At 57.1% G+C, this 25,895-nt stretch carries 15 protein-coding genes, 1 pseudogene and 1 riboswitch; all 16 genes and pseudogenes read left to right on the forward strand.

Annotated features, from left to right (window positions below; translation table 11 throughout):
- Positions 1–198 precede the first annotated feature (198 nt).
- Positions 199–1,212 (forward strand): pyridoxal-phosphate dependent enzyme, encoded by a 1,014-nt coding sequence (locus tag DB51_RS03635; protein WP_034251861.1) that lies wholly within the window; start codon positions 199–201, stop codon positions 1,210–1,212.
- A 189-nt stretch (positions 1,213–1,401) separates the two neighbouring features.
- On the forward strand, positions 1,402–2,577 hold the full coding sequence (locus tag DB51_RS03640) for a cystathionine gamma-synthase (RefSeq protein ID WP_034253627.1): 1,176 nt from the start codon (positions 1,402–1,404) through the stop codon (positions 2,575–2,577).
- Between the two features lie 206 nt (positions 2,578–2,783).
- Positions 2,784–4,844, forward strand: coding sequence for a RecQ family ATP-dependent DNA helicase (locus DB51_RS03645; protein WP_034253630.1), 2,061 nt, complete (start codon positions 2,784–2,786; stop codon positions 4,842–4,844).
- A gap of 155 nt (positions 4,845–4,999) precedes the next feature.
- The gene (locus tag DB51_RS03650) at positions 5,000–5,296 is read left to right on the forward strand and encodes a type II toxin-antitoxin system RelB/DinJ family antitoxin (protein WP_034251865.1); all 297 of its coding nucleotides are present in this window, start codon (positions 5,000–5,002) and stop codon (positions 5,294–5,296) included.
- Between the two features lie 3 nt (positions 5,297–5,299).
- Positions 5,300–5,614 carry a type II toxin-antitoxin system mRNA interferase toxin, RelE/StbE family gene (locus DB51_RS03655; protein ID WP_034251869.1) on the forward strand — a complete coding sequence of 105 codons (315 nt, stop codon included), beginning with the start codon at positions 5,300–5,302 and terminating at the stop codon, positions 5,612–5,614.
- A 52-nt stretch (positions 5,615–5,666) separates the two neighbouring features.
- A riboswitch (TPP riboswitch) is annotated at positions 5,667–5,772 on the forward strand.
- Between the two features lie 297 nt (positions 5,773–6,069).
- Positions 6,070–7,896: pseudogene (thiC, locus tag DB51_RS03660) on the forward strand (phosphomethylpyrimidine synthase ThiC); the annotation flags it as partial.
- A 410-nt stretch (positions 7,897–8,306) separates the two neighbouring features.
- Positions 8,307–8,786: an S-ribosylhomocysteine lyase gene (locus DB51_RS03665; protein WP_034251872.1), complete on the forward strand. Its 480-nt coding sequence runs from the start codon at positions 8,307–8,309 to the stop codon at positions 8,784–8,786.
- 418 nt (positions 8,787–9,204) lie between these two features.
- Complete coding sequence (locus DB51_RS03670) at positions 9,205–9,885, forward strand: GNAT family N-acetyltransferase (RefSeq protein ID WP_238548296.1); 681 nt, start codon at positions 9,205–9,207, stop codon at positions 9,883–9,885.
- A gap of 288 nt (positions 9,886–10,173) precedes the next feature.
- On the forward strand, positions 10,174–11,532 hold the full coding sequence (alr, locus tag DB51_RS03675; protein ID WP_034251875.1) for an alanine racemase: 1,359 nt from the start codon (positions 10,174–10,176) through the stop codon (positions 11,530–11,532).
- Positions 11,533–11,734: 202 nt separating this feature from the next.
- Positions 11,735–12,199: an Ohr family peroxiredoxin gene (locus DB51_RS03680; protein WP_034251878.1), complete on the forward strand. Its 465-nt coding sequence runs from the start codon at positions 11,735–11,737 to the stop codon at positions 12,197–12,199.
- 379 nt (positions 12,200–12,578) lie between these two features.
- Positions 12,579–16,763, forward strand: coding sequence for a S8 family serine peptidase (locus DB51_RS03685; RefSeq protein WP_051867244.1), 4,185 nt, complete (start codon positions 12,579–12,581; stop codon positions 16,761–16,763).
- 271 nt (positions 16,764–17,034) lie between these two features.
- Positions 17,035–18,003: a nucleoside hydrolase gene (locus DB51_RS03690; protein WP_034251881.1), complete on the forward strand. Its 969-nt coding sequence runs from the start codon at positions 17,035–17,037 to the stop codon at positions 18,001–18,003.
- Between the two features lie 186 nt (positions 18,004–18,189).
- Positions 18,190–19,608 carry an MFS transporter gene (locus DB51_RS03695; RefSeq protein ID WP_034251884.1) on the forward strand — a complete coding sequence of 473 codons (1,419 nt, stop codon included), beginning with the start codon at positions 18,190–18,192 and terminating at the stop codon, positions 19,606–19,608.
- 118 nt (positions 19,609–19,726) lie between these two features.
- Complete coding sequence (locus DB51_RS03700) at positions 19,727–21,025, forward strand: deoxyguanosinetriphosphate triphosphohydrolase (RefSeq protein ID WP_051867245.1); 1,299 nt, start codon at positions 19,727–19,729, stop codon at positions 21,023–21,025.
- Positions 21,026–21,533: 508 nt separating this feature from the next.
- Positions 21,534–23,594, forward strand: coding sequence for a DNA primase (gene dnaG / locus DB51_RS03705; RefSeq protein ID WP_034251887.1), 2,061 nt, complete (start codon positions 21,534–21,536; stop codon positions 23,592–23,594).
- Between the two features lie 297 nt (positions 23,595–23,891).
- Positions 23,892–25,880 carry a heavy metal translocating P-type ATPase gene (locus DB51_RS03710; RefSeq protein WP_034251890.1) on the forward strand — a complete coding sequence of 663 codons (1,989 nt, stop codon included), beginning with the start codon at positions 23,892–23,894 and terminating at the stop codon, positions 25,878–25,880.
- Positions 25,881–25,895: the final 15 nt, after the last annotated feature.

Genomic DNA, 25,895 nt, shown 5'->3' on the forward strand with positions numbered 1-25,895 from the left:
GTTCAGGGCACTCCCATTGATGTGAAGCGACACGCTTAGAGGCATGTGCCAAGCAATATGGCGCAATCGGCGCAGTAGTCGCCAGCGGCGTATCCGAATTCATCAGTCACCATTCCGGAATCTCATATCAGTCATCATCCGCAGCTCTCGCAAGGCGCTCCGCACACATAGCACAAGCACCGAATGAAGCGAGGAACGATGAACATCTCAACGAACATCACAGCATTAATAGGCAACACCCCACTGGTCGAACTCCACAGCGTCACCGATGATGTGGAGGCCAGGGTCGTAGTGAAAATCGAATATTTCAATCCCGGTGGGTCGTCGAAGGACCGTATCGCGGAACGTATCATCGACGCGGCCGAACGCAGCGGGCAGCTGCAACCCGGTGGCACCATAGTCGAACCCACAAGCGGCAACACCGGGGTCGGTCTTGCGCTCGTAGCTCAGCAACGCGGATATCGCACGGTTTTCGTCGTTCCCGACAAGGTCTCCGAAGACAAGCGGGCAGTGCTTCGTGCCTATGGTGCTGAAGTCATCGTCACCCCGACCGATGCGGGTCCCGATGACCCACGTTCTTACTATGCGGTTTCCGATAGGCTCGCCCGCGAGATTCCCGGTGCCTTCAAGCCGAACCAGTACGCGAACCCCAACGGTCCGGAAAGCCACTATCGCACCACGGGACCGGAAATCTGGCGTGACACGGACCGGCGGCTCACGCACTTCGTCGCAGGTGTAGGCACGGGCGGCACCATAACAGGCACCGGCCGCTTCCTGAAGGAAGCTTCGAATGGTGCCGTTCAGGTCATAGGCGCCGACCCGGAAGGTTCCATCTACTCCAATCCGGATGATGTGCATCAATACAAGATTGAAGGCGTGGGAGAGGACTTCTACCCCGAGGCGTATGACCCGTCGATTCCCGACGAGATAGTGCAGGTCGGCGATGCCGAAGCATTCGAGATGACGCGTCGGCTGGCACGTGAGGAAGGTTTGCTGGTCGGCGGTTCATCGGGTATGGCGGTGGCGGCGGCCTTGAAGTCTGCACGAATGCATGGGCTCGGCAGCGATTCGCTGATGGTGGTGCTGCTTCCCGATTCTGGTCGCGGCTACCTGTCCAAGATTTTCTCCGACGAATGGATGCGTGAGAACGGTTTCGGCGATGTGCTGAGCAGGCAGCATCAACGCACGACGGCAATCGAAGGGGTGAAGTGAGTACAGCGCAGAAGTGAGCACCTCGCATTAGATACGAAGCATCGGGCGACAATCGCTTTCACTTCGCCGACCTCCTTGGTTCAAGGTGAGGAGCTGGGCGGAAACGAACTCGGTAAAACGAAGCCCGGTATAACGAAGTTCACAATTTCTTATTTCATTGGTTACGACACACAGGAAGAGCACCACATCATGAGCAACGATTACGCAACGCAGAACATCGCCACACGAGCAATCCACGCAGGGCAGGAGCCGGACCCGACGACCGGTGCGGTGGTTCCGCCGATATACATGTCATCGACCTTCAAGCAGGATGGTGTGGGAGGTCTGCGCGGAGGCTACGAGTACAGCCGTTCGACCAACCCGACCCGTGACGCCTTCGATGAGCAGCTCGCAGGTGTGGAAGGGGCGAAGCATTCGATTTCCTTCGCTTCCGGTCTCGCCGCTATTGATGTCCTGCTCAGGTCATTCCTCAAACCCGGGGACAATATTCTGCTTGGCAATGATGTGTATGGCGGTACCTACAGACTCCTCAGCAAAGTGTTCGGCCCCTGGGGCGTGGGTCTTGATGTGGTTGATGTCACGGATATCGATGCGGTCACCGAGCGGCTGGCGGCCAAAAGCTATGCGGTCGTATGGGTGGAAACACCATCGAACCCCCTGCTGCGCATCACCGATATTCAGGCCGTGGTGAAGGCCGCACACCAGCACGGAGGAGCCAAAGTGGTGGTGGACAACACCTTCGCCTCACCCGCATTGCAGCATCCCCTGGATGATGGTGCCGACGTGGTGGTCTATTCGACCACGAAATACATCGGCGGTCATTCCGATGTGGTCGGTGGTGCGGTGCTGCTCAATGATGATGACCTGCATGAGCAGGTCGCCTTCCTGCAGAACGCGGCGGGAGCCGTGCCGTCGCCCTTCGACTCATGGCTGGCGATTCGCGGATTGAAGACCTTGGAGCTGAGGGTAAAGCGTCATAGCGAGAACGCCTTGGCCTTGGCGGAACATCTGGAGCAGCGTCCCGAGATTGAGCGCGTCTGGTACCCGGGTCTCGAATCCCATCCCGGCCATGACATCGCCAAGCGCCAAATGCGCGGCGGCTTCGGTGGAGTCGTTTCCGTGCAGCTTGCAGGCGGTATGGATGCGGCCAAGCGTTTCGTGGGTGCCACGCAGATTTTCACACTTGCCGAGTCCCTGGGCGGTGTGGAATCGCTGATAGAGCATCCTGCGGCCATGACCCATGCCTCGGTTTCCGGTACGGCGTTGCAGGTGCCGGACAATCTGGTTCGTCTCTCGGTCGGTGTGGAAGGCAAAGAGGACCTTATCGCCGATATCGACCAGGCACTGGACTCCCTGCGCGGCTGAAATCTACTTGTTATTGGGCTGATGTCGTTTGTGTAGGGATTTCTTGCAAGAAAGAAATATTCGAGCAATGGCCGTAATGCAATGTCAACGTTTCGGAACCTTGAAGAAGCTTGGCATTGCATGAATCCCTACACAAACGTCGAGGTGCCGCCAGAGAGGCCCGAATGCGACATGCGGAGGAGCCCGCGAACTCATACACTGAGCATATGACCCCAGTAGACCAAGCGCTTGATGCCCTGCACACGTATTTCGGCTACGATTCCTTCCGCTTGGGGCAGGACCGAGTGGTCGATGCGATTCTGACAGGGCACGACTCCCTGGCTGTGATGCCCACGGGCGCAGGGAAATCAATCTGCTACCAGGTGCCCGCAACTGTGCTCCCTGGGGTGACCATCGTCATATCTCCGCTGGTGTCCTTGATGCGAGACCAGGTGGATGCTTTGGACGATGCGGGCATCGCCGCCGCCTTCGTGAATTCGACGCAGAGCACCGAAGAGCAGCGCGCGGTGATTTCGCAAGCCGCCCAAGGCAGTCTGCGCCTGCTGTATGTGGCGCCCGAACGGCTTTCGGCCCCGTCGTTCCGCGGATTGTGCGAGCATCTGCAAATCTCCATGATTGCCGTCGACGAAGCGCACTGCGTCTCGCAATGGGGTCAGGATTTCAGACCGTCGTATCTGGATATCGGTGGATTCATCGAGGGATTCGTCAGACGCCCTATCGTCGCGGCATTCACTGCGACCGCCACCGAACAAGTGCGTGCGGACATCGTGCGTATGCTCAACTTGCATGACCCCGTGATGACGGTGACGGGCTTCGACCGGCCGAACCTTTTCCTCGATGTCATTCGTCTGAGCACCAAACAGAAGTCCGAGTGGATATCCCGCTATGTGCACGAGCATGCCGACGATTCCGGCATCGTCTATTGCGCCACTCGCAAGGAGACCGATGCGGTGGCTCAGGAGCTGCGTCGAGAAGGGGTGACGGCCGCCGCCTACCACGCCGGTTTGCAGCCCGAGGAACGGGCGCGTGCGCAACGCGCATTCGTGAACGACGAGGTGCAGGTGGTGGCGGCGACCAACGCTTTCGGTATGGGAATCGACAAATCGAATGTGCGTTTCGTCATCCATCACAACATGCCGGAAAGCATAGAAGCCTACTATCAGGAGGCTGGACGAGCGGGACGAGATGGTGAGCCTGCACGTTGCACGCTGCTGTGGAACGAGTCGGACATCGTGACTCGCAGACGGCTGCTGGATATGGGCAATGCCAATGACCGTCTCAGTGCGGAAGAAAGCGAATTCGTGCGCTCGCATCGGCGCAGACTGCTGGGCGCGATGATTGGCTATTGCCGGACGGCGGATTGTCTGCACGAATACATCCTGCGCTATTTTGGGCAGCAGAGTGGCGATGCCGCTGCTGATACCGCCATCAATGATTCCGCCGTCTCCGTGGGCGGTGTCGACGATACAGCGAATACCGGCAATACCGGTAATACCTCTGACGCTATGACGGCAAGTGGCAACCCATCACAGGTCGAGACGGCGGTAAACGATGCGCCGACAGGCTGCAGCAATTGCTCGAACTGTCTGGGAACGGTGAAATCCGTTGACGTGACGGATATCGCCAGGATGGTGAGCCGTTGCGTGCATGATGTCGGGCAGAACTTCGGCGCGGGAATGCTGGTCCGGGTTCTGCGCGGTTCGCAGTCGCAGGATGTCCTCAAGCGGGGGTTGGACCGTTGCCCGAGCTATGGCAAGCTTCGCGACACCAGCGAAGCCGTAATCCGCGATGTCATCAACCAGATGAGTGTCGACGACTATCTGCTCATCACCGAAGGGCGTCTGCCGCTGGTGAAGTTCGGCAATCTGGCGGTCCGTACCGTTGCTCCTGATTTCCGATATGCCATCACCAGTGTGATTCGCAAAGGTGATGTCCCAGCTTCGAGTGTTCTGGGAGCATCCGATGACGGGCATGGTCAAAGACGTACGAGAAGCGGTGCAGGTGCGTCTACGAACGGCGGTGGTCAGAACGTGACCCTGGACCCTGCCGATGAGGAGATGTTCCAGACTTTGCGTGAGCTGCGCACCAAGATTGCCCGTGAGATAGGCAAGCCGCCATACATCGTGTTCTCGGACAAAACACTGCGTGATATGGCGCAACGTAGGCCTCTCGACGAGGAATCCATGCTCGAAGTCAACGGCGTGGGCGAGCACAAGCTCGAACTCTACGGCCAGCGCTTCATCGAGGTCATCGCATCGACGAAGTAATGAATCGAGGCATCTGTGCAGAAGTGACAAGGCGATGCCATGTTGCTGGTTGGGTCGCTTATCTTCGCAGCCAGCAATAGTTCATTACGTGAGAACAACGTGTAATACACTTGGTATACACGTATTTGTACCTGCAACATTTGGAGGTGAGCTGGATGACCAACAGAACAATCAGTATCGAGGACTCACTCAATGCAGAGGCCACAGCGGTTCTGGATTCAATCGGGTTGAATCTGAGTATGTACGTCAAACTTGCCCTCAGGCAATTGGTGAATGAGGGCAAAGTCCCTTTCGAGCTTAAAGCGTCATCGCGCATTCCCACCGAACAGACATGGCGACGCATGATTGAAGTGGAGGCAAAGGAGTCGGGCTTGCTTTCTGATGATGCCGTAACCTTTGATGATCCGGTTGAGGCGGTGGCCGAGCTTCACAAGGCATCGCGTCAGGCCTGATCGATGAAATATCGCATCAGATTCGATTCCCAATTCACCAGAGAATACGCACAATTGAGACATGACCATGTTCAACTCGCTGATGAGTTAGATGAGCTCATCATTGAAGAACTGGCCGTTAACGGAACGGTTCCAGATGCGTACCGGCCACATATGCTTGCCAATCCTGGAGGCAATTACAACGGGCATTGGGAGTTTCATCTTTCCGAAGGCGCAATTGATGTGCTTGTACTGTATCTTCCTCATCACTCGAATCCGATTATTCGGTTGGTGCGTATTGCTTCGCATGATGAGCTGTTCCAAGGCAGAATCGCGTAATTCTGCAGCCCGGTAGGTGACGGCCGTCGGCCCCTGGGGCAAGGATGAGCGGTGTAAGCAATACGGGAGCTTGTGTGCAGGCTGAGAGGAAGTCAACAGACTTCGACCGTGAACTTGATGCGGGTAATGCCGCCGTAAGGACTGATTTCATGACAATACTCATTGCCATCACCACCGTGTAGCGGGCCAGTGGCATGCCGTGCGCTTGCCTCGGGATGCCACGGGATTCCTTATCGCACATGAATCCGCATCAGGATAAACCAATAATCACCGCGGGCGCCCGCAAGGGCTGAGATCGGGGCAACCCGAGCACCGTTAGAACCTGCCCGGGTAATTCCGGCGAGGGAAGGAACACCATGTCAGAGCTGTCATCCCAAACAGCACCGTCAACCGCCTCATCACAGGCATCTGCCGCATCCGCCAGGTCTGCCGCATCCGCGGCATCTGAGGCATCTGCAGAGTATGCGGACTCCAACGCCAAACAGCATCGCGTGGACGATGCCGCAAGGTCCAGCAAACAGCGTGACCAATCGCATATCCGTGTAACGCGCACCGTGCCATTTTCCAATGATTCCGGAAACTACCAGCTCGGTATTCCGAGCACCAGAATCTCGCTTGACGATACCGTAACACCCGCTTTCCTGCCGGGTGGTGCTTCGACCACCACACCAAATGCGCCATTCGAGGATTACAACACCGAAGGCCCCGAGCATGACGTGCTCAAGGGATTGCCGCCCATACGTGCGGAATGGGTCGCGGACCGTGGCGACACCGTGTCCTATGAGGGCCGCCATAGAGACCTCGAAGATGACGGGAAAGCCGCAGTGCGACGCGGTGAGGCCTCCAAGGAATGGCAGGGGGAGCGGCGCAATCCGCTGAAAGCCAGCGGACACCCCATAACGCAGATGTGGTACGCACGCCAGGGCATCACCACTCCGGAAATGCGGTTCGTCGCTGAACGCGAGCATTGCAACGTTGAGCTGGTGCGGTCGGAATTGGCCGCAGGGCGTGCGGTGATGCCGCTGAATATCAACCATCCTGAGGCCGAACCGATGATTATCGGCGAGAAGTTCCTGGTGAAGATTAACGCCAACATGGGCAATTCCGCGGTGACCTCGTCCATCGACGAAGAGGTCGAGAAGCTCACCTGGGCGTGCAAGTGGGGTGCCGACACGGTGATGGACCTGTCTACGGGCAACGACATCCACACCACGCGAGAATGGATTCTGCGCAACTCACCCGTACCGATCGGCACGGTGCCCATTTATCAGGCCCTCGAGAAGGTCGATGAGGATGCCACCAAACTGACCTGGGAACTGTTCAGGGACACGGTGATTGAGCAGTGCGAGCAGGGCGTGGACTACATGACCATCCACGCCGGGGTGCTGCTCCGGTATGTGCCGTTGACCGCCAACCGCGTGACCGGCATCGTGTCGCGCGGTGGTTCGATTATGGCTCAATGGTGTCTGGCACATCATCAGGAGAGCTTCATTTACACGCATTTCGAGGAGTTGTGCGAGATATTCAAACAGTACGACGTCTGCTTCTCGCTGGGGGATGGGCTGCGCCCGGGCAGTCTGGCGGATGCGAACGACCAGGCGCAATTCGCCGAACTCATGACACTGGCCGAACTGACGCAGAAGGCCTGGAACCATGACGTGCAGGTGATGATTGAAGGCCCCGGCCATATCCCATTCGACACTGTTCGCATGAACATCGAACTGGAGAAGGCTTTGTGCAAGGGGGCTCCCTTCTATACGCTCGGACCACTGACCACGGATTGCGCCCCCGGATACGACCACATCACATCAGCCATCGGGGCCACGGAAATCGCCCGATACGGCACTGCGATGCTCTGCTACGTCACACCCAAGGAGCATCTGGGACTGCCGAACAAGGATGATGTCAAAACCGGTGTGATTACCTATAAGATAGCCGCGCACGCAGCCGACATAGCGAAGCACCATCCAGGCGCACAGGACCGAGACCTGGCCATATCGAAGGCACGCTTCGAGTTCCGTTGGATGGACCAGTTCAACCTCTCCTATGACCCGGACACGGCCATCGCCTTCCATGACGACACCTTGCCTGCGGAACCGGCCAAGATGGCGCATTTCTGCTCGATGTGCGGTCCGAAATTCTGTTCGATGGCCATATCGCAGAACATTCGTAGCGAGTACGGCGATGCGGAACAGCAGGAGGAATTCATTCGCAAAGGCATGGAGGAGATGAGCCGCGAATTCCACCAGACGGGAGACCAACTCTATGTGCCGCAGCACTGAGTGATGTAACCAAGAACGATAGTCAGCCCATATCAGTTCCATGCATGAACTGGTGCCCGTGAGTTTCCTGCGTGGATGCGTGTTTCGTCTCAAAGGAATGCATTCGCTAGAAACTGTGCGTATCGGCATGCTGAGCCAGCAAATCGGCGTGCTTCACATGCTCGTACGCACAGTTGCACATCCGCTCGGTGGTGCCCTAAACGAAACTGTGCATGAAAGCACGCGGAGCACAGGAATTACTACGTCTCGCGTGCCATCATGCACAGTTCGAACACTTTCTTCGCGGCCATACCATTTAGCAGCGCGCGGATAGTCGGTGAATATTCTCGCGTGGGCTTAGCATAAAAGACAATGGCGGATGCATTTCGCACTCGTTGGAATGAATCATTGTAGGAAGGGAACGAATCATTATGGCGAAACCGATTGTAGAAAGTTTTGAGCTGGACCACACGAAGGTTAAGGCTCCGTATGTGCGTCTGATTGACGTGGAGCAGGGTCCTAGCGGCGACCGTATCTCCAATTTCGACCTGCGCCTGGTGCAGCCCAATGAGAACGCCATTCCTACGGGAGGTCTGCACACCATCGAGCATATGATTGCCGTCCTTCTGCGTGAGCGTATTCCAGGCTATATCGACTGCTCTCCGTTCGGATGCCGCACAGGATTCCACCTGCTGGCGTGGGGCGAGCATGACACTGCCGACATCGCCAAGGCATTGAAGGAAGCATTGGACTTCATCGCCAACGAGTCCACATGGGATGATGTGCCGGGAACCGAAATCACCAGCTGCGGCAACTATCGCGACCACAGCCTGTTCTCCGCCAAGCAGTGGAGCAAGGACATTCTCGCGGAGGGCATCAGCTCCGACCCATTCGAGCGCAAGGTCGTCTGAAGCGGTCTCGCCGTGAATATGCGGGAGGCCGCAAGTATCGTTCCGGATGAGCATTCCGGACGAACGTTCCTGACGAACGATGCGTGATGGAGCGCCCATGCGGACTGCTGGCTCCGCTGCGGCAGGGATGTTGCCCTCGAAAACTGACGAGGGCAACGCATGCAGACTGGCATGGGCATAATCACCACGGTTTGTGAAATTTCAGCCCCCAGCAACAGGTCCGTCGAGGAGGGGTCCCTAGGATGCCAATCCAGCGGCTATCGACGGTATCTCCAGTTTGTTTGCAGCACTTTGAGTGATATTGTTCGTGGGCACCTTTATGGTTGCACGGTTACAGAAGGCCTGATAGGTGTTGCGGATGCTTCTTCTATGGAAGATTCGCCCGAATGCGGTTGTGGGTTATCGGAAAGGTGAGCACGTGAGCGAATCGTCATCAGCAGATGTACCAGAGAATGCGGTATCGACGGAAACAGTGGAGCCGAATAATCTCACCGTTCCTGTTCTCCTGACGCCGTCATTGGCACGGCTTTCAGGGAAGGAATCGGCGGTCCCCGCGAACCAGGAAACCCTCGCCAACGGCACTCGGCATTTTCGTCAGGCGAATGATGATGATTTTGATGCAATTCAAGCGATTTTCGCGCGGGCACGCCGGCTGATGTCCGAGAACGGCAATCCGAGCCAGTGGGGGTCGGTGTATCCCTTGACCGAAACCGTCAAGGAAGATTTGCACGAGCATCGAACCATGCTGTTGGTCGACAATGAAGGGCAGGACGAGCAGGAGCGTATTCTTGCGGTGTTCTCCGTGTGCGAAGGCGAAGACTCGACATACGGGACCATCACCGATGGCCATTGGTTGAATGACGAACCGTATGTGGCGCTGCACCGCGTGGCATCGGCGGGAGTGGCCAAGGGCGTGTCGCATGACTGCATGGCCTGGGTCACGAAGCGGTACAAGAATGTGCGCGGCGATACCCATGAGCACAACAAGGCGATGCAGCACGTATTCGAGTCGGCGGGCTTCAAACGCTGCGGCATCATTCATCTCACCAATCACAAGGTCGGTGAAGCTGAAAGAATCGCCTATCACTGGGTACTCTAACCGGTATTTCATCTCGATAACCGCTAGTTCCGCGCCTGCAATGCGCCTGTAATGCGCGTGCAATGCGTTTGTGTAGGGACTCGTTTGCGGCTGAGATGCACAACAAGCCGGTAATGCCGGAATTCCAGCACCGATGATATTCGAATACACACGTTCTTCTTGAAAATCCCTACACAGACAGGCGGCAAGTGAGCACCTCGCTCAATTTTTCGCGTTCGGGTGAGTATTGCTTGAAGAAACGCACAGAAGCTTACACAAATTTGACCGTTGTGGTTCACAATGGGGGTTATGACATTGACTGCTGCACCTAAGCTGGAGTTTTCTTCCGAAGCCGGAGAATCGAATTACCTACGCGCCTGCCGTGAATACCCCGGCCAGGCGATAGTCGATTTGGCCGTCATGAAACGCAACATGCAACATCTGGTCGAGGTGTGCGGGGGTGCGAATTCCGGTACGGCGGTTATGGGAGTGGTGAAGGCCGATGCCTACGGGCATGGCTTGGTTCCCTCGGCGCTGGCGGCGCTCGCGGGTGGTGCGACTTGGCTGGGTACTGCGCAGCCCCGTGAGGCGCTGCTCCTGCGAAAAGCTGGAATAGGCTCTGAACGTTGCCATATTCTGACGTGGCTGTACAACGGCAAGGCGGCACTGTTCGAAGACCTCATCTCCGAGGATATTGATATTTCCGTGGGCTCCCTGGCGGGCATCGAGGCGGTCGCCGCAGCCGCTCGCAAGCTTGGGAAACCTGCTCGTGTGCATGTCAAGGTTGATACCGGTTTTGGCCGCAACGGGTTCACTCCGGAAGCCTTTGACGATGCCCTGGGTCTGCTCGGTCGTTTCAAAGCCGAGGGAGCCATCGAGATTATCGGTCAATGGAGCCATCTCGCTGTAGCGGATATGCCCGGACAGCCCGCTTTCGTGGCGTCTACAGACAAGCAGATAGCCAATTTCGAAGAGTTCTCCATGCGTATGAGTCAGGCGGGGCTTTCCCCGCAGATACGGCACTTGGCGAATACGGCGGCAACGCTTACCCGTCCGGCGATTCATTATGACCTGACCAGGCCCGGAATCGGGCTGTATGGTTATGAGCCCGATCCCTCAATGGGCACTCCGTCGAAGTATGCCCTGACGCCCGCCATGAGCCTGCAGGCTCAGCTGGCCACGGTCAAGCATCTTGAAGCCGGTCACGGCATCTCCTACGGTCGTACCTATCTGACGGAGCAGGAGACCAGCGCAGCGGTGATGCCTCTCGGCTATGCGGATGGCATTCACCGTTCGGCCTCCGGTTCGGATATCGAGGGTTCCCTGGGGCAGGAGCATCTTGGCGGACCGGTTCGTGTGATGACCGATGCAGGCCCCAAGTTGGTGCGAGTCTCAGGCCGTGTGTGCATGGACCAGTGTGTGCTCGACCTCCACGGTGACGCCGATACGCTTGGCGTGCACGAGGGTGATACCGTGCTGCTGTTCGGCCCCGGGCGCGGTGAGGAAGCGTGCGAACCGACCGCGGATGACTGGGCTCGTGCGGCAGGAACCATATGCTACGAGATATTCACCTGTCTGCGCAGCCGAATCCCCAGGCTCTACATGCATGCCGAGGCTGTTCTGCCCAGGCAGGACATCGAGAAACTTGCTCCCGAGTCAATTCTGTAACGGCGTATTGGTGCCGCCCGGGCTTCCCATGCTTCGAATCACGCTTCGAACCGGGCTGTCTGCGCTTCGGACCACGCTTCGAACTGTGCTCCGAACCGTGCTTTGAAAGCATGGCTCTGGCTCCGTCATAATGTGCGATGCGTCATAGTCTCTATCGGCGTAATAACTTGCCGCAGGCGAGTGAAGGTGGTGTCATAGCAGTATGAGCGAATACAAAGGAAATGAACCGTCAGAGATTGCCTACACCGCCGTGGCCAATGTCACCGGTGGTCGAAATGGCCATGCCGTAAGTCATGAGCCTGACCTTGAACTTGATTTGGACACTCCTGTCGCCATGGGTGGCAAGGGCAACGGCACCAACCCGGAGCAGTTGTTCGCCATCGGTTGGGGTGCGTGCTTCCAAGGTGCACTCGGCCTTGCGGGCAAGGAGTTGCGAATCGCCGGAAGCAAGCTGGCGAAGAGCAAGGTGCGTGCGCACGTCTCCATCGGCCCTGAAGGCGAGTCATTCGGCATCAAGGCGAAGATTGAGGTCTTCGTTCCCGATGTCGATGATGAGACCGTGGCCAAGCTCGTCGACCGCACTCAGGAACTGTGCCCCTACTCCAAGGCAACTGCGGGAAATGTGCCCACTGAGGTTGTCGTCGTGGATACGGACCCGTTCGAGTAAAGCTTTTGCTGTAACCTTCACCTGACCCCTGTCACGTCTCAACGTGGCGGGGGTTTTGTCGTGCGTGGGTTCATTCTAGGTGTTCCCTTAGTGGTCTCTTCGCATTTTGGCGTGTAAAAACCCGCCTAATACGATAACTGCACTAAAAGGACAGCTTTTCGGAGAAATTATTGCCGCATTGCTGTCCTTTTAGTGCAGTTATCCGCCTTAGTGGCTACTGCGGCCACGGCGGCATCCATCGCCGACATGCCGAAATGTCGTTGCAACGTCGGGCCTGACTGTTCACCGAAACATAACCGTTCGTTAACGAAGATAACTTGTTCCCGGGGAAAAGAAGCGTGGATCGGATATCCATGCTGGAAGGGAACAGGAAAACTCCATGCAAAAACGACATAAGGGACGGTGGAGCGCACTCGTCATCGCGGTGGCGATGCTTCTGCCGACAGCGGGAACTGCGGTAGCGTACGCGGACACTCCGCAATCCTCCAAGGTGCAGGTCGCCTCTCAAATCAGCAAGGGTTCCGGCACGATGCCGGTGTTCATCCAGACGACGAGCAAGAGTGCTCTGTCGGTGAGTGACAACAAAAGCCCATCGGCGTTCAAAGGCGAAGAGGCTCTGCAGGATAAAGCCCAAGACGCGGCAGATAAAGCAAAGCACACCTCAAAAGATGTGCTTGCCGAATTGAAACGCCTCGATCCGAAGGCAACCGAATTGTATTCAACGGCCTATACCGTCCCCGGTATCGCCGTATACGCCGATGCAGCTGCGTTGAACAAGCTGGCTGAGCAATCGGATTCGGTGAGCAAAATCAACCCGATAAGCTTCAAGAAGACTGCGGACAGTGCAGAAAGCACGAAGGATTCCGAGGGCGCAACAGCCGGAAGTTCCCCGAGCGCGAGCAGCACTGCCGCCACCGGCTCAGCCGACAGTGACGGTACTGCCGCCAAGAGCGATACATCAGGGGATTCCGCTGCACAGGGCAGCGACTTCGACAAGAGTTCAGCCGAAAAAGATGCAGCAACACCACGCTCAACCCCATCCGGTGCCGCTGCATCCAACGACGCAGCTTCAAGCTCCACTCCTACTGCGACGCCTGAGGCTACGGCTTCGGACAACGCATCCATCGTCAACGCCGAGCCCAAGAACGCCAACAGCGATACCTTGGTGCAGTCGCTGAAAACATGGGCGCAAACCGGCAAGACGGGCAAAGGCATCAATATCGCCGTCGTCGATACCGGCCTGGACTACACCCACGCCGATTTCGGCGGAGCTGGGACGACAGAGGCCTACGACACGGCACTCGCGTCCAAAAGCGACCCGCTGACTGACCCGTCACTGCAGAAGCTCATCGATAAGGATAAGTTCAAAGGCGGCTACGATTTCGCCGGAACTGATTACAATCCGGACAATAGCAGCACTGCAGAACCGACCCCGGACGACAACCCCATCGATGGGCATGGCGGGCACCACGGCACACACGTGGCGGGCACCGCTCTTGGCTACGGAGTCACTGCGGACGGCAAGACCTACAAGGGTGATTACAGCAAGCTCTCCGAATCCGAACTGCAGTCCATGGAAGTCGGCCCCGGTTCCGCTCCTGAAGCCGGTGTGTATTCGCTCAAGGTCTTCGGAGACAACGGTGGCACGACCGGACTCGTCGGCGCTGCGCTCGATTGGGTCGGTGAACAGATTTCTCTGGGCAAGAGCATCAACATCGTATCGATGTCTGTTGGTGGTTCCTATGGTTCCGATGACGACCCTGATACGGCGAAGGTCGATGCACTGACTGAAAAAGGTGTGCTTTCGGTTATAGCAGCCGGCAACGAAGGCGATTTCACCGATGTGCTCGGTTCCCCGGGAAGTGCGAAAAGCGCTCTGACGGTCGCGGCGAGCAGCTCAGGCCGTACTTTGCAGGATGGCATCACAGCCACCGCACCAAGCAGTGTGGCAGGAACCAAGCTTGCAGGGCAGTATTCTGCAAACTATGCGGACCTCAGCAACATCAATGTCGAAGGCAAGGTGGTCAAGGTCCAAGACCCCAACAACCTCGCCGGTTGTAACACCTATTCCGTTGCTGACGCCGCTGCGGTGAAAGGCAACATCGCCTGGGTGAGCTGGGACGACAACAATCTGGTCTGCGGTTCCAAGAAACGTTTTGACAACGCCCAAGAAGCCGGTGCCACAGCAATTCTGTTCCAGTCCGATAAGGACATACCGGATGCGGGAATTGCCGGCAATGCCACTCTGCCCGGTTTCCAGGTCACACCTGCCGGCCTCGCCAAGGTACAGTCCGCGCTTGATGCGGGTACGTTGACGGTCAAACTCTCCTCGGACCAGCGTCTGAGCACCAAGGTCGATTACTCCGCGAAATACGAGGACACCATGGCGTCCTTCACTTCGCGAGGTATTCATGGTTCCGCGGACGGTACCGTAAAGCCTGATGTCTCAGCTCCGGGAGTGGGCATCATCTCGGCTTCTGCGGGCAGTGGCTCCAAAGCCGAAGTGATGAGCGGCACCTCGATGGCAACACCCATGACCTCCGGTATCGCGGCCTTGACGTATCAGGCGCATCCCGGTTGGACTGCGAAGGACATCAAGGCGCAGCTGATGAACACTGCGGATCACGACGTGCTGAGCGAAGACCGCAGCACGAAGATGGGCCCGCTGCGAGTCGGAACCGGCCGCATCGACGCCTACGAAGCCGTGAACAACCAGGCGACCGTGGCCGCAACGGATGACGCAACAGCCGTAACCGGTGAATTCGGTATCGTTCAGGTGCCGAGAGCCGGATACAGCAAGAGCAAGTCCTTCACCGTCACCAACAAGGCAGACAAGCCGGTGACCTACGCGTTGTCCTATGAGGCAAGAGTGAAGACTGACGGCGTTGACTACCAACTCGACAAGACCTCCCTCACGGTTCCTGCAAACGGTAGGGCAAGTTTCACGGTGAAGCTCAGCATTCCCGACCAGTCCAAGCTGCGCCACACCCGTGATGCCACCCAGCCGGTCAAGAATCCTGTTTCGGCGGACTATGACAGCAATTACGTCACCGATGCCAGCGGTATCGTGCGGTTGGTGCCGAAAGACACCGGCAACGGCACCTTCTCGGCATTGCGCGTATCCATGGTCGCTGCGCCGAAGCCCGTATCGGAGACCACTACGAGCCTTGAATTCTCAAAGGGTTCGACGGATGGTCAAGTGGTCGTCAGCGGCAAGGGCTTCGCGAACGGCACAGGTGCTACCGGGTACACGTCACAGGTCGCACCGATGCAGCTTGCGTTGCAGGACCCTGTCGATGGATACACTTCCCAGAATTCGGCACGAAGCCTCGCTGCTGCGGACATCCGTGCAGTGGGAGTCTCGTCCACGGCCCCTCAGATCAATGACAAGTCGCATGGCTATCTCACTTTCGGCATTGAAACCGATAAGACCTGGTCGCGCTTGGGCAACAATTTCTTCCCGGAAATCGTGCTCGATAGCGATAACGATGGCCGTGCAGATTATCTCATCGGTGTGAACACCATGAAGAACGGTGCGTTGACCGATGGCGTCTGGGTTGAAACCGAGCGCCTGAGTGACAGGGCAGTCATCGATAGGGAAGCGGTTGTCGACTCCACCGTCTCCGATTCGAACGTCGTTCTGCTGCCGGTAAAGCTCAGTGCACTGGGCGTTGCCAAGGACACGACCTCGGCGCCGATGAATTTCTACGCCCAGACCGAATCACTGTTCGCCGAGGCTGCTGACACTCCCTACTTGGTAGACACCACGGATGTGGCATCCTTCGACCCAATCAACCCTGATTTGTGGTTCGGAACGAGCGGGCAGAACGGTTCGGGTTCCGCAGTGGAGGCCGACAAGCCGGGTACGATTCAAGCTCATCTCAAGACTGCCGTGGATGGGAAAGAGGGCAATGGCAAGCAGAGGGCGGCTTCGGCACAGCCCGAGGCACTGCTGCTGCATCTCAATGGCTCGGTTCCCGTGGCCAAGGATTCGACTCCGGTGATTGACATCCAAAGCGTGGCTGCGCGTGATACCAGCGACTTGCAGAATCTTGTCGATAGCACCAAGGGCCTCGACGAGAGCAAGTACACTCCTGAATCGTGGAAGCAATTGGTCAAGGCGCTTGCCGATGCCAACGATGTGCTTGCCGACGCGAGCTCCACCAACCAGCAGATCAATGCCGCATACAACGCGTTGAATACCGCCATCAACGGCCTGGTCCCGATTTCTGCGAAGGTCGACAAGTCCAAGCTGCAGAGCCTGCATGACAGTTCGCAATCGCTCAATAGCCAGGATTACACCACGGATTCCTGGTCTGCTTTCGCAACTGCCATGAAGCAGGCCGAGCAGGTTCTCGCCGATGGGAACGCGACGCAGGATCAGGTCAACAGCGCATATGCCGCTTTGCTCAAGGCACAGCGAGCGTGTTGGTTCGAACCTCTGCGAATCCGGCTGCCGACACCAGCAACGGCACCTCGGCTGCCTCTGCCGCGAGGAAGCCGAAGTCCGGGCATCTCTCCAGCACCGGTGCCGCCGTGGGAGGTGTTGCACTCATTGCTCTGATGGCTGTTGTCGCAGGAACGGTGTTTATGCTCCTGCGCAAGCGTCGTTAGCGCACTGAGGAACTAGCTGCTTCACAAGGACAGTTTTGCGGTGAAATCTGCCGCGCAAACTGTCCTTGTGAAGCAGTTTTGCATTGTTGGGCATGGGTGTTGTCCGTGGTTCTTGAGTTACGAGAGCGAATCGGTTGTTCGCGTTGATTCTGCACGATATCGCTTTACCGACTACAGTGAGAGTCAGTTGCGATGAGGCAACAACAGTGAAAGGGGAAGCAATGAAACTGATTCTTGACCTCGACACAGGAATTGACGACACACTCGCCATCGCCTACGCGTTAGGGAGTCCGGAGGTCGACCTTATCGGCATCACAGGAACGTATGGCAACGTCAGAGTGGAACAAGGTGTGCGAAACGCACTGGCGGTAACGGATGTATTAGGTTTCCCGAACGTGCCGGTCTACCAGGGGCTCGGACATGCAAGTCGCAAAGACTCTTTCGAAGTTCAGCCGATTTCCGCCTTCATCCACGGAGATAACGGTATCGGTGATGTTTCCATTCCGGATTCTTCACGCAGCGTGGAGCAGGGCTCCGCAGTCGATTTTATTATCGATGCCGTAAAGACCTATGGCAAAGACCTGGTGTACGTGCCTACCGGCCCTATGACCAACATCGATGCCGCGTTGAAGAAGGCTCCTGAAATACGAGACAGCATCGGCTCCATCGTGCTGATGGGAGGTGCGCTTACTGTTCCGGGTAATGTTTCCGCCTGGTCGGAAGCCAATATTTCGCAGGACCCTGATGCGGCTAATGCACTGTTCCGTTCAGGTGCCCCGGCCACGATGATTGGTCTGGACGTGACTCTGCAAACGCTTCTTACCTACAACGACACCAGGAAATGGCGTGAAATCGGCACGAAGGCGAGCATCTTCCTTGCCGATATGACCGATTACTACATCAAGGCCTATGAGACGACGGCTCCCCATCTTGGCGGGTGCGGTTTGCATGACCCTCTGGCTGTCGGTGTTGCCGTCGACCCAAGCTTGGTAAAGGTGTTGCCTATCAATATGCAAGTCGATGTCGAAGGACCTACACGCGGAAGAACCATAGGTGATGGTGAGCGGCTGAACGACGCTCATAAAACCATGCGCGTTGCCGTTGGTGTGGATGTGCCGCGTTTCCTGAAGGAATTCATGCACCGTACTTCCGTGGCTGTGAGCGGGAAGCACAGTAACGAGGCAAAGTAACTGAGACCGCTGAATGGGCATCTGCTTGCACGGTTTTCGGCTTCACCGTGCAGGCAGATGCCGAACGTCAAACGTTATGCCGGCACTGGGGTCATATTCGGAGGTCAACGCCTTGGCGTGGCGATGTCGTGTTTGGTGCATGGCGAAGCGTTGTAAGCCGCTGTTTCATCGTTGAAGGAGATACACATGTCTGAATCACAGGTTGTGGCGAAGGATACTCGGAAACCAGGGGAGGCAAGCGTCGATAGTTACAACGGAAACGCCAAGCATGCGTTGATTCCCTTGCTGGTGATTTTCATTCTAGGAACATTATGCTTGCAGGCTTTTAATCTGGTCTTTCAGCAGATCGGCGACTCTCTTGGCGCTTCGCAACAGGCTTCGCTGATTACCGCAATACCGGGCATCGTGCTCGGAATAGTGTGCTTTGTCTATGGTTCGCTCACGGACTTCATCTCGCTCAAGAAGATGGTCATGGTCGGTCTGATTGTCCTCTTGGCGAGTTCGATATGCGGATTCCTGTTCAATGGGAACATCATATTGGTGATTGTGTTCCGTGCGCTGCAGACCGCCGGTGCCCAGGTGGCGGGCTCCGTATATCTGGTGATAGCTGCCAAATATCTGAAGAGCAGCGAGAAGGTCGTATACTTCGGCATCTTTACCGCAGGCTACCAGCTGTCGACGGCGATAGGGGTTCTCGCAGGCGGTTTCCTCAGCTCTATCAATTGGGCGTACCTGTTCCTGATACCGGTGCTGTCCATTTTCGTGGTTCCATTCCTGTTCCGGAATCTGCCATCGGGCACGGTGAAGGGCTCCAGAATAGATGTTCTCGGATTCGGTATTTTCGGTCTGGCCATCGCGGCTCTGACCCTATTCTTCTCGAATATCAACTGGCTCTATTTGGCGGCGAGCGCAGTGCTCTTCATCGTATTCGCCGTGTACATCAGCAAAGCCCGGCATCCCTTCATCTCGGTGGACTTCTTCCGTAACACTCGATGGCTCAAGGGCATCACTCTGATTCTGGTGTTCTATGCAATCAATTACTGCTTCACGCCACTGTTCAACGGCATCGGAAAACTGTATGGGCTCAGTTCGGCCAGTGTTTCGCTGTATTTGGTATGGGCATTCATCGTGGCTACCATAGTCGCCACGTCCTCGGGAATGATTGTCCGGGCCATCGGTCGTCAGGCTGCCATCATCACTGCCGCGATACTCATGGTGGTGGGATTGCTGACGACGGCGATATGCGTCAATCAGCATATGGCTCTGCTTGCGATTACGGCGTGCATTTATTATGCGGGCATGGGATTGCTGTATTCACCAGTGGTGGACACCGTTCTTGGCACGCTTGATTCCTCCGAGACCGGCCGTGGCATCGGCATGAACGATCTCGCCATGAACGTCACGGCTTCGATTGGCATCGCCATATTCGGCAGTCTGATGGGAACAGGCTTCCTCAGTTCCGGTAGCATCGGAGGCCAAAGCGGCGCTGCCGCGAACTATGCGAACCTGCTCCTCATCTTTGCCGGCATCGTACTCGTGGGATTGGTGGTGTATCTGGTATTCCGCCGCTCACTGAACCGTTCGGCCGAAGAGGGTGCCGCGTAGACAGCACCGAATCCCTGTTATCGTCACGGGGTCCCGAATGTTCACGTCGTAATGGTTGCAGTGCGGTAGCCTGAGGGTGCAACAGCTTCGTGACGATGATTCGACTGGGGGTGCCTAGGTGCAGAGTGGACAGTTCGATGAGCACGGTGAGTCCTTGCTTGAAGGTGAGGGGTATGGACCGGTTGACGAGGAGCGCTGGGCGCCTGAACCGCCGAAATCCAGCGTGCGGACGGCGTTCGAGCGAGACCGTGCCCGTCTGGTGCATTCATCGGCGCTTCGTAGGCTCGGAGCCAAAACGCAGATACTCGTCGCCGGAACCGACGATTTCGCTCGTACTCGACTGACTCACACGCTTGAAGTCGCGCAGATTGGTCGCCAGATAGCCTCGATGCTCGGTTGCGACCCGGATGTGGTCGATTGCGCCTGTCTGGCCCATGACCTCGGGCATCCTCCGTTCGGCCACAATGGAGAGCGTGCATTATCCGATATCGCTCGGAATATCGGCGGTTTCGAAGGCAACGCTCAGACATTGCGATTGCTGACGCGGCTGGAGCCGAAGATTTTTCACACCGACGGGCGTAGTGCCGGGGTGAACCTCACTCGTGCCGCATTGGATGCGACGGTGAAGTATCCTTGGACTCTTGCGGAGGCTTCGCAGCATCCGAAGGGGGAGCGCAGCGCCAAGTTCTGCGTGTATCCGGATGATATGGATGTGTTCGAGTGGCTCAAACGGCCCGGTCACAGGACCGACCGCCCTATGGAATGCCAGGTGATGGACCTGTCGGATGACATCGCCTACAGCGTGCATGACATGGAGGACGCCATCGTCGCCGGTTCCTTCAATCCTTTGTCTCTCGGGGACCGCAAGGTAATCGATGCCATCGTTGAATTGACGCGTTCATGGTACGGGCAGCAGTGGGATGCGGACGAACTGGTCGCTGCGCTGGAACGGTTGAGGTCGTTGGAGATGTTCCCTCAGCATTTCAATGGTTCGCGGAGTGCACTGGCGCAGTTGAAAAACATCACGAGTGCTTTGATTGGCCGTTTCGCGGGCTCGGTGGAGCGTGCCACTCGTGAACGTTACGGCAATGGCAGACTGGTTCGTTACACGGCTTCGGTGGTGATTCCTGATGAAACGGCTTACGAAATCGTCGCGTTGAAGGGCATTTCGGTGTTTTTCGTGATGGCTCCGAGGGAACACGAACCTTTCCATGACAGGCAGCTCGAGATTGTTCGTGATTTGGTGGATGTGATGATGGAGAATTCTCCACGCCCATCGGACGCATTGGAGACGGTGTTCCTCGATGACTGGTACGAGGCCGACAACGACGATGAGCGTCTGCGTGTCGCCATAGACCAGGTCGCCAGCCTCACCGACGGTTCCGCCCTAACCATGCACGCTATTTTATGCAGCTGAGCCGTTAAGCACACAGCCCAGTGGGCTGTGTGTAGGCGAAGTGAGCAGCCGCAAAGGCTGCGAAGAATCGCTGAAAGCGATTAATCAGCGAGGTCCCTGCGAAACCGTCACTTAACAATGCATAGGCGAAGTGAGCGCCCACAAAGCTGAGCCGTTAAGCGTACAGCACGGTGCCGAAACGTAAAGCGAATACCCCAGTGGGGTATTCGTAGGTGAGGTGAGCAGCCGCAAAGGCTGCGAAGAAGCGCGTAGCGCGTGCCACACGTCGTAATACGTCCCGCAACCTTCCCGGAAGTCAGGCGAAGTGAGCGCCCACAAAGCTGAGCCGTTAAGCGTACAGCACGGTGTGCTGTACGTAGGCTCGGTGAGCGCCCGCTAAGGGCGCGAAGTCAATCGCTTCAGCGATTGTATAGAAGCGCGTAGCGCTTGCCACACGTCGTAATGCGCTCCGCAACCTTCCCGGAGGTCAAGACGGGTCTCATCCTAACTTGCAGGTATTCTGGTGCCCATGGCAGGGATGATTGTTAAAGAGGATATCGAAAAGGTTCGAGCAGCGGCGGATTTGTACGATATCGTCTCTGCTGATGTCACGTTGAAATCCTCCGGTTCGGGTACTTTCGTAGGTCTTTGCCCTTTCCATGATGAGAAGACGCCGAGTTTTTCGGTGCGTCCTTCCCTTGGCGTCTGGCATTGTTTCGGGTGTGGTCTCGGCGGTGATGTGTTCGGCTACATCGAGCAGTCGGAGAATGTCGGTTTCGGCGATGCGGTGAGTGTGCTGGCCGATAAATACCATATCGAGCTGCATTACGATTCGAACAGTGCGGTGCCCGAGCAGCGCGGTTCCAAGCGTTCGCGCCTGCTGGAGGCCAACGAGGAGGCGCAGAGTTTCTTCGTGTCGCAGATTATGAGCAAGGAGGCCCTTCCTGCTCGCAAACTGCTCGGTGGAAGGAATTTCACTCAGGCCGATAGCGAACGTTTCGGATGCGGGTATGCTCCGCAAGGTTGGGATAACCTGGTTCGTCACCTCTCGTCAAAGGGATTCACCCAGGAGGAGATGACGGATGCCGGTCTTGCCAGAAGAGGGCAGCGCGGGGTCTATGACTACTTCCGGGGAAGGGTGACGTGGCCTATTCGCGACTCGACTGGGAGAACGCTTGGTTTCGGCGCACGCAAACTGTATGACGATGACACGATTCAGGCGAAGTACATCAATACTCCGGACACGCAGCTGTATCGGAAGAATCAGGTGCTGTACGGCATCGACCTGGCGAAATCGCAGATTGTCAAAAAACGTCAGGTGGTTATCGTCGAGGGCTACACGGATGTGATGGCATGCCATCTAGCCGGTGTCGACACTGCTGTGGCGACGTGTGGCACGGCTTTCGGCTTGGAGCATGCGAAGATTGTGCGTCGTCTGATTTCGGATGATTCCTTGGGTGCCGTGCAGTTGGTGGGCCCGGTCAAAGGGTCCCGTGTGGTATTCACCTTCGACGGGGATGCTGCCGGGCAGAAGGCCGCCTTGCATGCTTTTGGTCTCGATGGTTCTTTCCTGACCCAGACCTTTGTGGCTGTGGCTGCGGACAATATGGACCCTTGTGATCTGCGAATCGAACGAGGGGATGAGGCGGTGCGCAGCCTGGTGCAGCACGCCAAACCTCTGTATGACTTTGTTATCGATGCTGCGATAGATGCTTTCGACACGCAGTTCACCACCGGTCAGATGGGGGCGGTGAAGGCCGTGTCTCCGGTGATTGCGCAGATTCGTGACCGTTCACTGCTGGATTTGTATGCGCGTAAGGCTGCACGTCGGGTTGGCGTTGAAATGGAGATTATGAATCGGGAGGTGGCGGCCGCCCGCAGGAATCTTCATGTGAGGGATGAGGATGCCTATGCGTCGAGGAATCATCGTCAGACCTTGAACCAGATTCATGAACGTGGCGAGAATCCATCGTCGAGTATGGTCGACCGGAAGAAGCTGGAGCATCAGGATGCGCTGATGCAGGGGTATTTCCGCATCGACGATGCCGTGTTCATCTGTGAACAACAGTTCATGGGCACCTTGATTCAGGTGCCTCGTGCGGTCAATCGCGAGATGTTCGCCCAGCTCGATGAATCGAATTTCACCACGCCTGTTTTCCGTTCGCTGTTCCAGGCGGTCGATGCCGCTGGTGGGCTGCCGAGTGAGGACACTCCGCAAGGCTTGTGGATGCATAATGTGACCAAGGCGACCGGTCCCTGGTTGCAGCAGGTCATCAATGAGCTTGCCGTGATGCCTCTGCCTTTGCCGCAGGACGACAACACCAGTGGAGTGCGTGATTCGGCGGTTCCGGAGAGCAATGCGGCTGCCGTACAGCTCCGCCCGCCGACCGTTGCGGAAACGCAGTACGCTTCGGAGCTGTTGGTCCGTTTGCTGGATATGGGGTATATGCGTCGCATCGCGGTGGCCAAACGTCGCATGAACCAGATGGTCGATGGGCCTGACAAGTTCAAACTGCTGGGTGAGATAACGTCGTTGGAGACCGCTCGCAAGGATTTGCAGGCGCAGGTCTATGGAAACACCGTTTCCTGACCTTCAACAGAGGCGGCAATGAGATAACTGCACTAAAAGGATAGTTTTTCCTGGGAATTTTTACCCAAAAGCTGTCCTTTTAGTGCAGTTATCTTTCCGGAGCCGGGCTTTCCTGGTGACGGTGACGATTTGCGGAACGAGGGGTGGAACAAGCTCTACCCCTCGAACTCGAGCATTCGACATAGGCAACCCAAAACCTTGATATTGCAAGGATTATGGGGGTGCTATGGTGGCGTGGTTTGGATAATTCAACCTGGCCTGAACGCCAGTGTTCCCGACCTTTGGAGATGTGCTGTCATGGCTGCTGACCAGCGAATAAACACTCAAGGCATACTGCGGTTCAGTGCGAGCCGCGTGCTGCTGCTTGTCACTGTGCTCATCGGTGTGGTGGCGGGTGTGCTGTGGCGTATCCAATATCCGGTGGCTTCATGGCTGCTCATCATGACCGCCGTAGTGAGTGTGCTTCACTCCTTGTGGGGCATGATTGTGAATATCCGCAAGGGCCATGTGGGCGTCGACATTCTGGCCATCGTCGCGCTGATGTCCACTCTTGCGGTTCATGAGTATTGGGCCGGCTGGGTCGTGGTGCTCATGGTCTTTTCCGGCGAGGCCATCGAGGATTTTGCGGAGTCGAAGGCTCAGCGCAATCTTGAGGCGCTCGTGGAGGCGGCTCCTTCCGTCGCCCACGTACAAGGGCAGGCGCCTGGGCAGGAGTCCTCCTGGAATACCGTACCGGTCGGTGAGGTGAACGTCGGTGACACCCTGTTGGTGAAACCGGGGGAGACGATTCCGGTCAACGGCGTGCTGCACAGTGCACAGGCAACGTTGGATATGTCGATGATTAACGGCGAACCGCTGCCCGTCGACCTGTACGAAGGCTCCAAGCTGTCTTCGGGTGCCATCAACGGGGCTTCGGCCATCGAGATGGTGGCAACGGCGAAATCTTCGGATTCGCAATACCAGAAGATTATCGAACTGGTGAAATCCGCTCAGGAGTCACGTCCTGCCGCCGTCAAGACCGCGGACTTGCTGGCGGTGCCGTTCACCGTGGTATCGCTGGCCATCGCCTTCATGGCGTGGGGTTTCTCCCGGGACCCGATGCGTTTCGCCGAAGTGCTGGTCATCGCCACGCCCTGCCCGTTGCTGATTGCAGCTCCTGTGGCTTTCATGGGAGGCACGGGACGTCTGGCCAAGGCCGGTATCGTCATCAAGGCCCAGGACATTCTTGAGCGTCTCGGCGAGGTCAGTCACGTATTCTTCGACAAAACGGGGACCTTGACCCAGAAGAAGCCTCGGGTGGACCGCATCGAGCTCAGTGCGTGGTCGCAGCAGAGGGGGGTGAATCCCGACCAGCTGTTGATTTCGGCGGGAATGCTCGAAGGCTATTCATCGCACATTCTGGCCCGTGGCGTAGAGACGGCCGCGTTGGATTTGATACATGCCAGGCAATTGCCACGCCCTGTGGTCAACGATGCCCGTGAAACCACCGGTAACGGCGTGCGGGCGAAGGTGGCGGACAGCATCATCGCTGTGGGCAGACTGAAATTTGTGGATTCTACGGTTACCGACGGCCAGATAGCATCGGAATTTCCGGCACTGGCCTCCAATGAGATGGTCACCTATGTGTCGGTCGACGGGCATATGGCCGGGCGCATCATCCTCAAGGACTTCCCTCGTGACAATGCAAAGGACATGATTCGGCGACTCGATGCTCTCGGGGTTTCGCGGGTGACGATGCTGACGGGTGACAAGTCGGATTCGGCGAATATCGTGGCCAATGCCGTGGGTATCCGCGATGTGCGCGCGGAGCTGTTGCCCGAAGAAAAAGTGGCTGCGGTTGAAGGCGCCCGCATCGAGCCGAGTGTGGAACCCGGTCGCGCTGCCCGCCTGGTGATGTGGTTGAAGGGGCTTATCGGCATCAATACCGAGCAGAACATCAGCATGATGGTAGGCGATGGCGTCAACGATGCTCCGGTCCTTGCCGCCTCCGATATCGGCGTGGCGATGACGGATGGTTCGTCCACCGCGGCATCCGAATCGGCGCAGGTGGTCATTATGAACGATGACATCTCCATGGTGCCCAAGGGGATTATCATTTCGCGTCAGACCAGACGAATCATGCTGCAGGCGGTGTTCGGAGGAATCATCGCAGCGATTCTCTGCATGATCGTGGCGGCCTTCGGTGCCATACCGGCCGTGCTGGGCGCGCTGATTCAGGAACTCATTGATGTGGTCTGTATCCTGTGGGCGCTGACGGCCATCATCGACAGGAAAATCACGTCCTGAAGCCGGGCCGGGTTC

The sequence above is a fragment of the Bifidobacterium crudilactis genome (genome assembly GCF_000738005.1).
Classification (GTDB): Bacteria; Actinomycetota; Actinomycetes; order Actinomycetales; family Bifidobacteriaceae; genus Bombiscardovia; species Bombiscardovia crudilactis.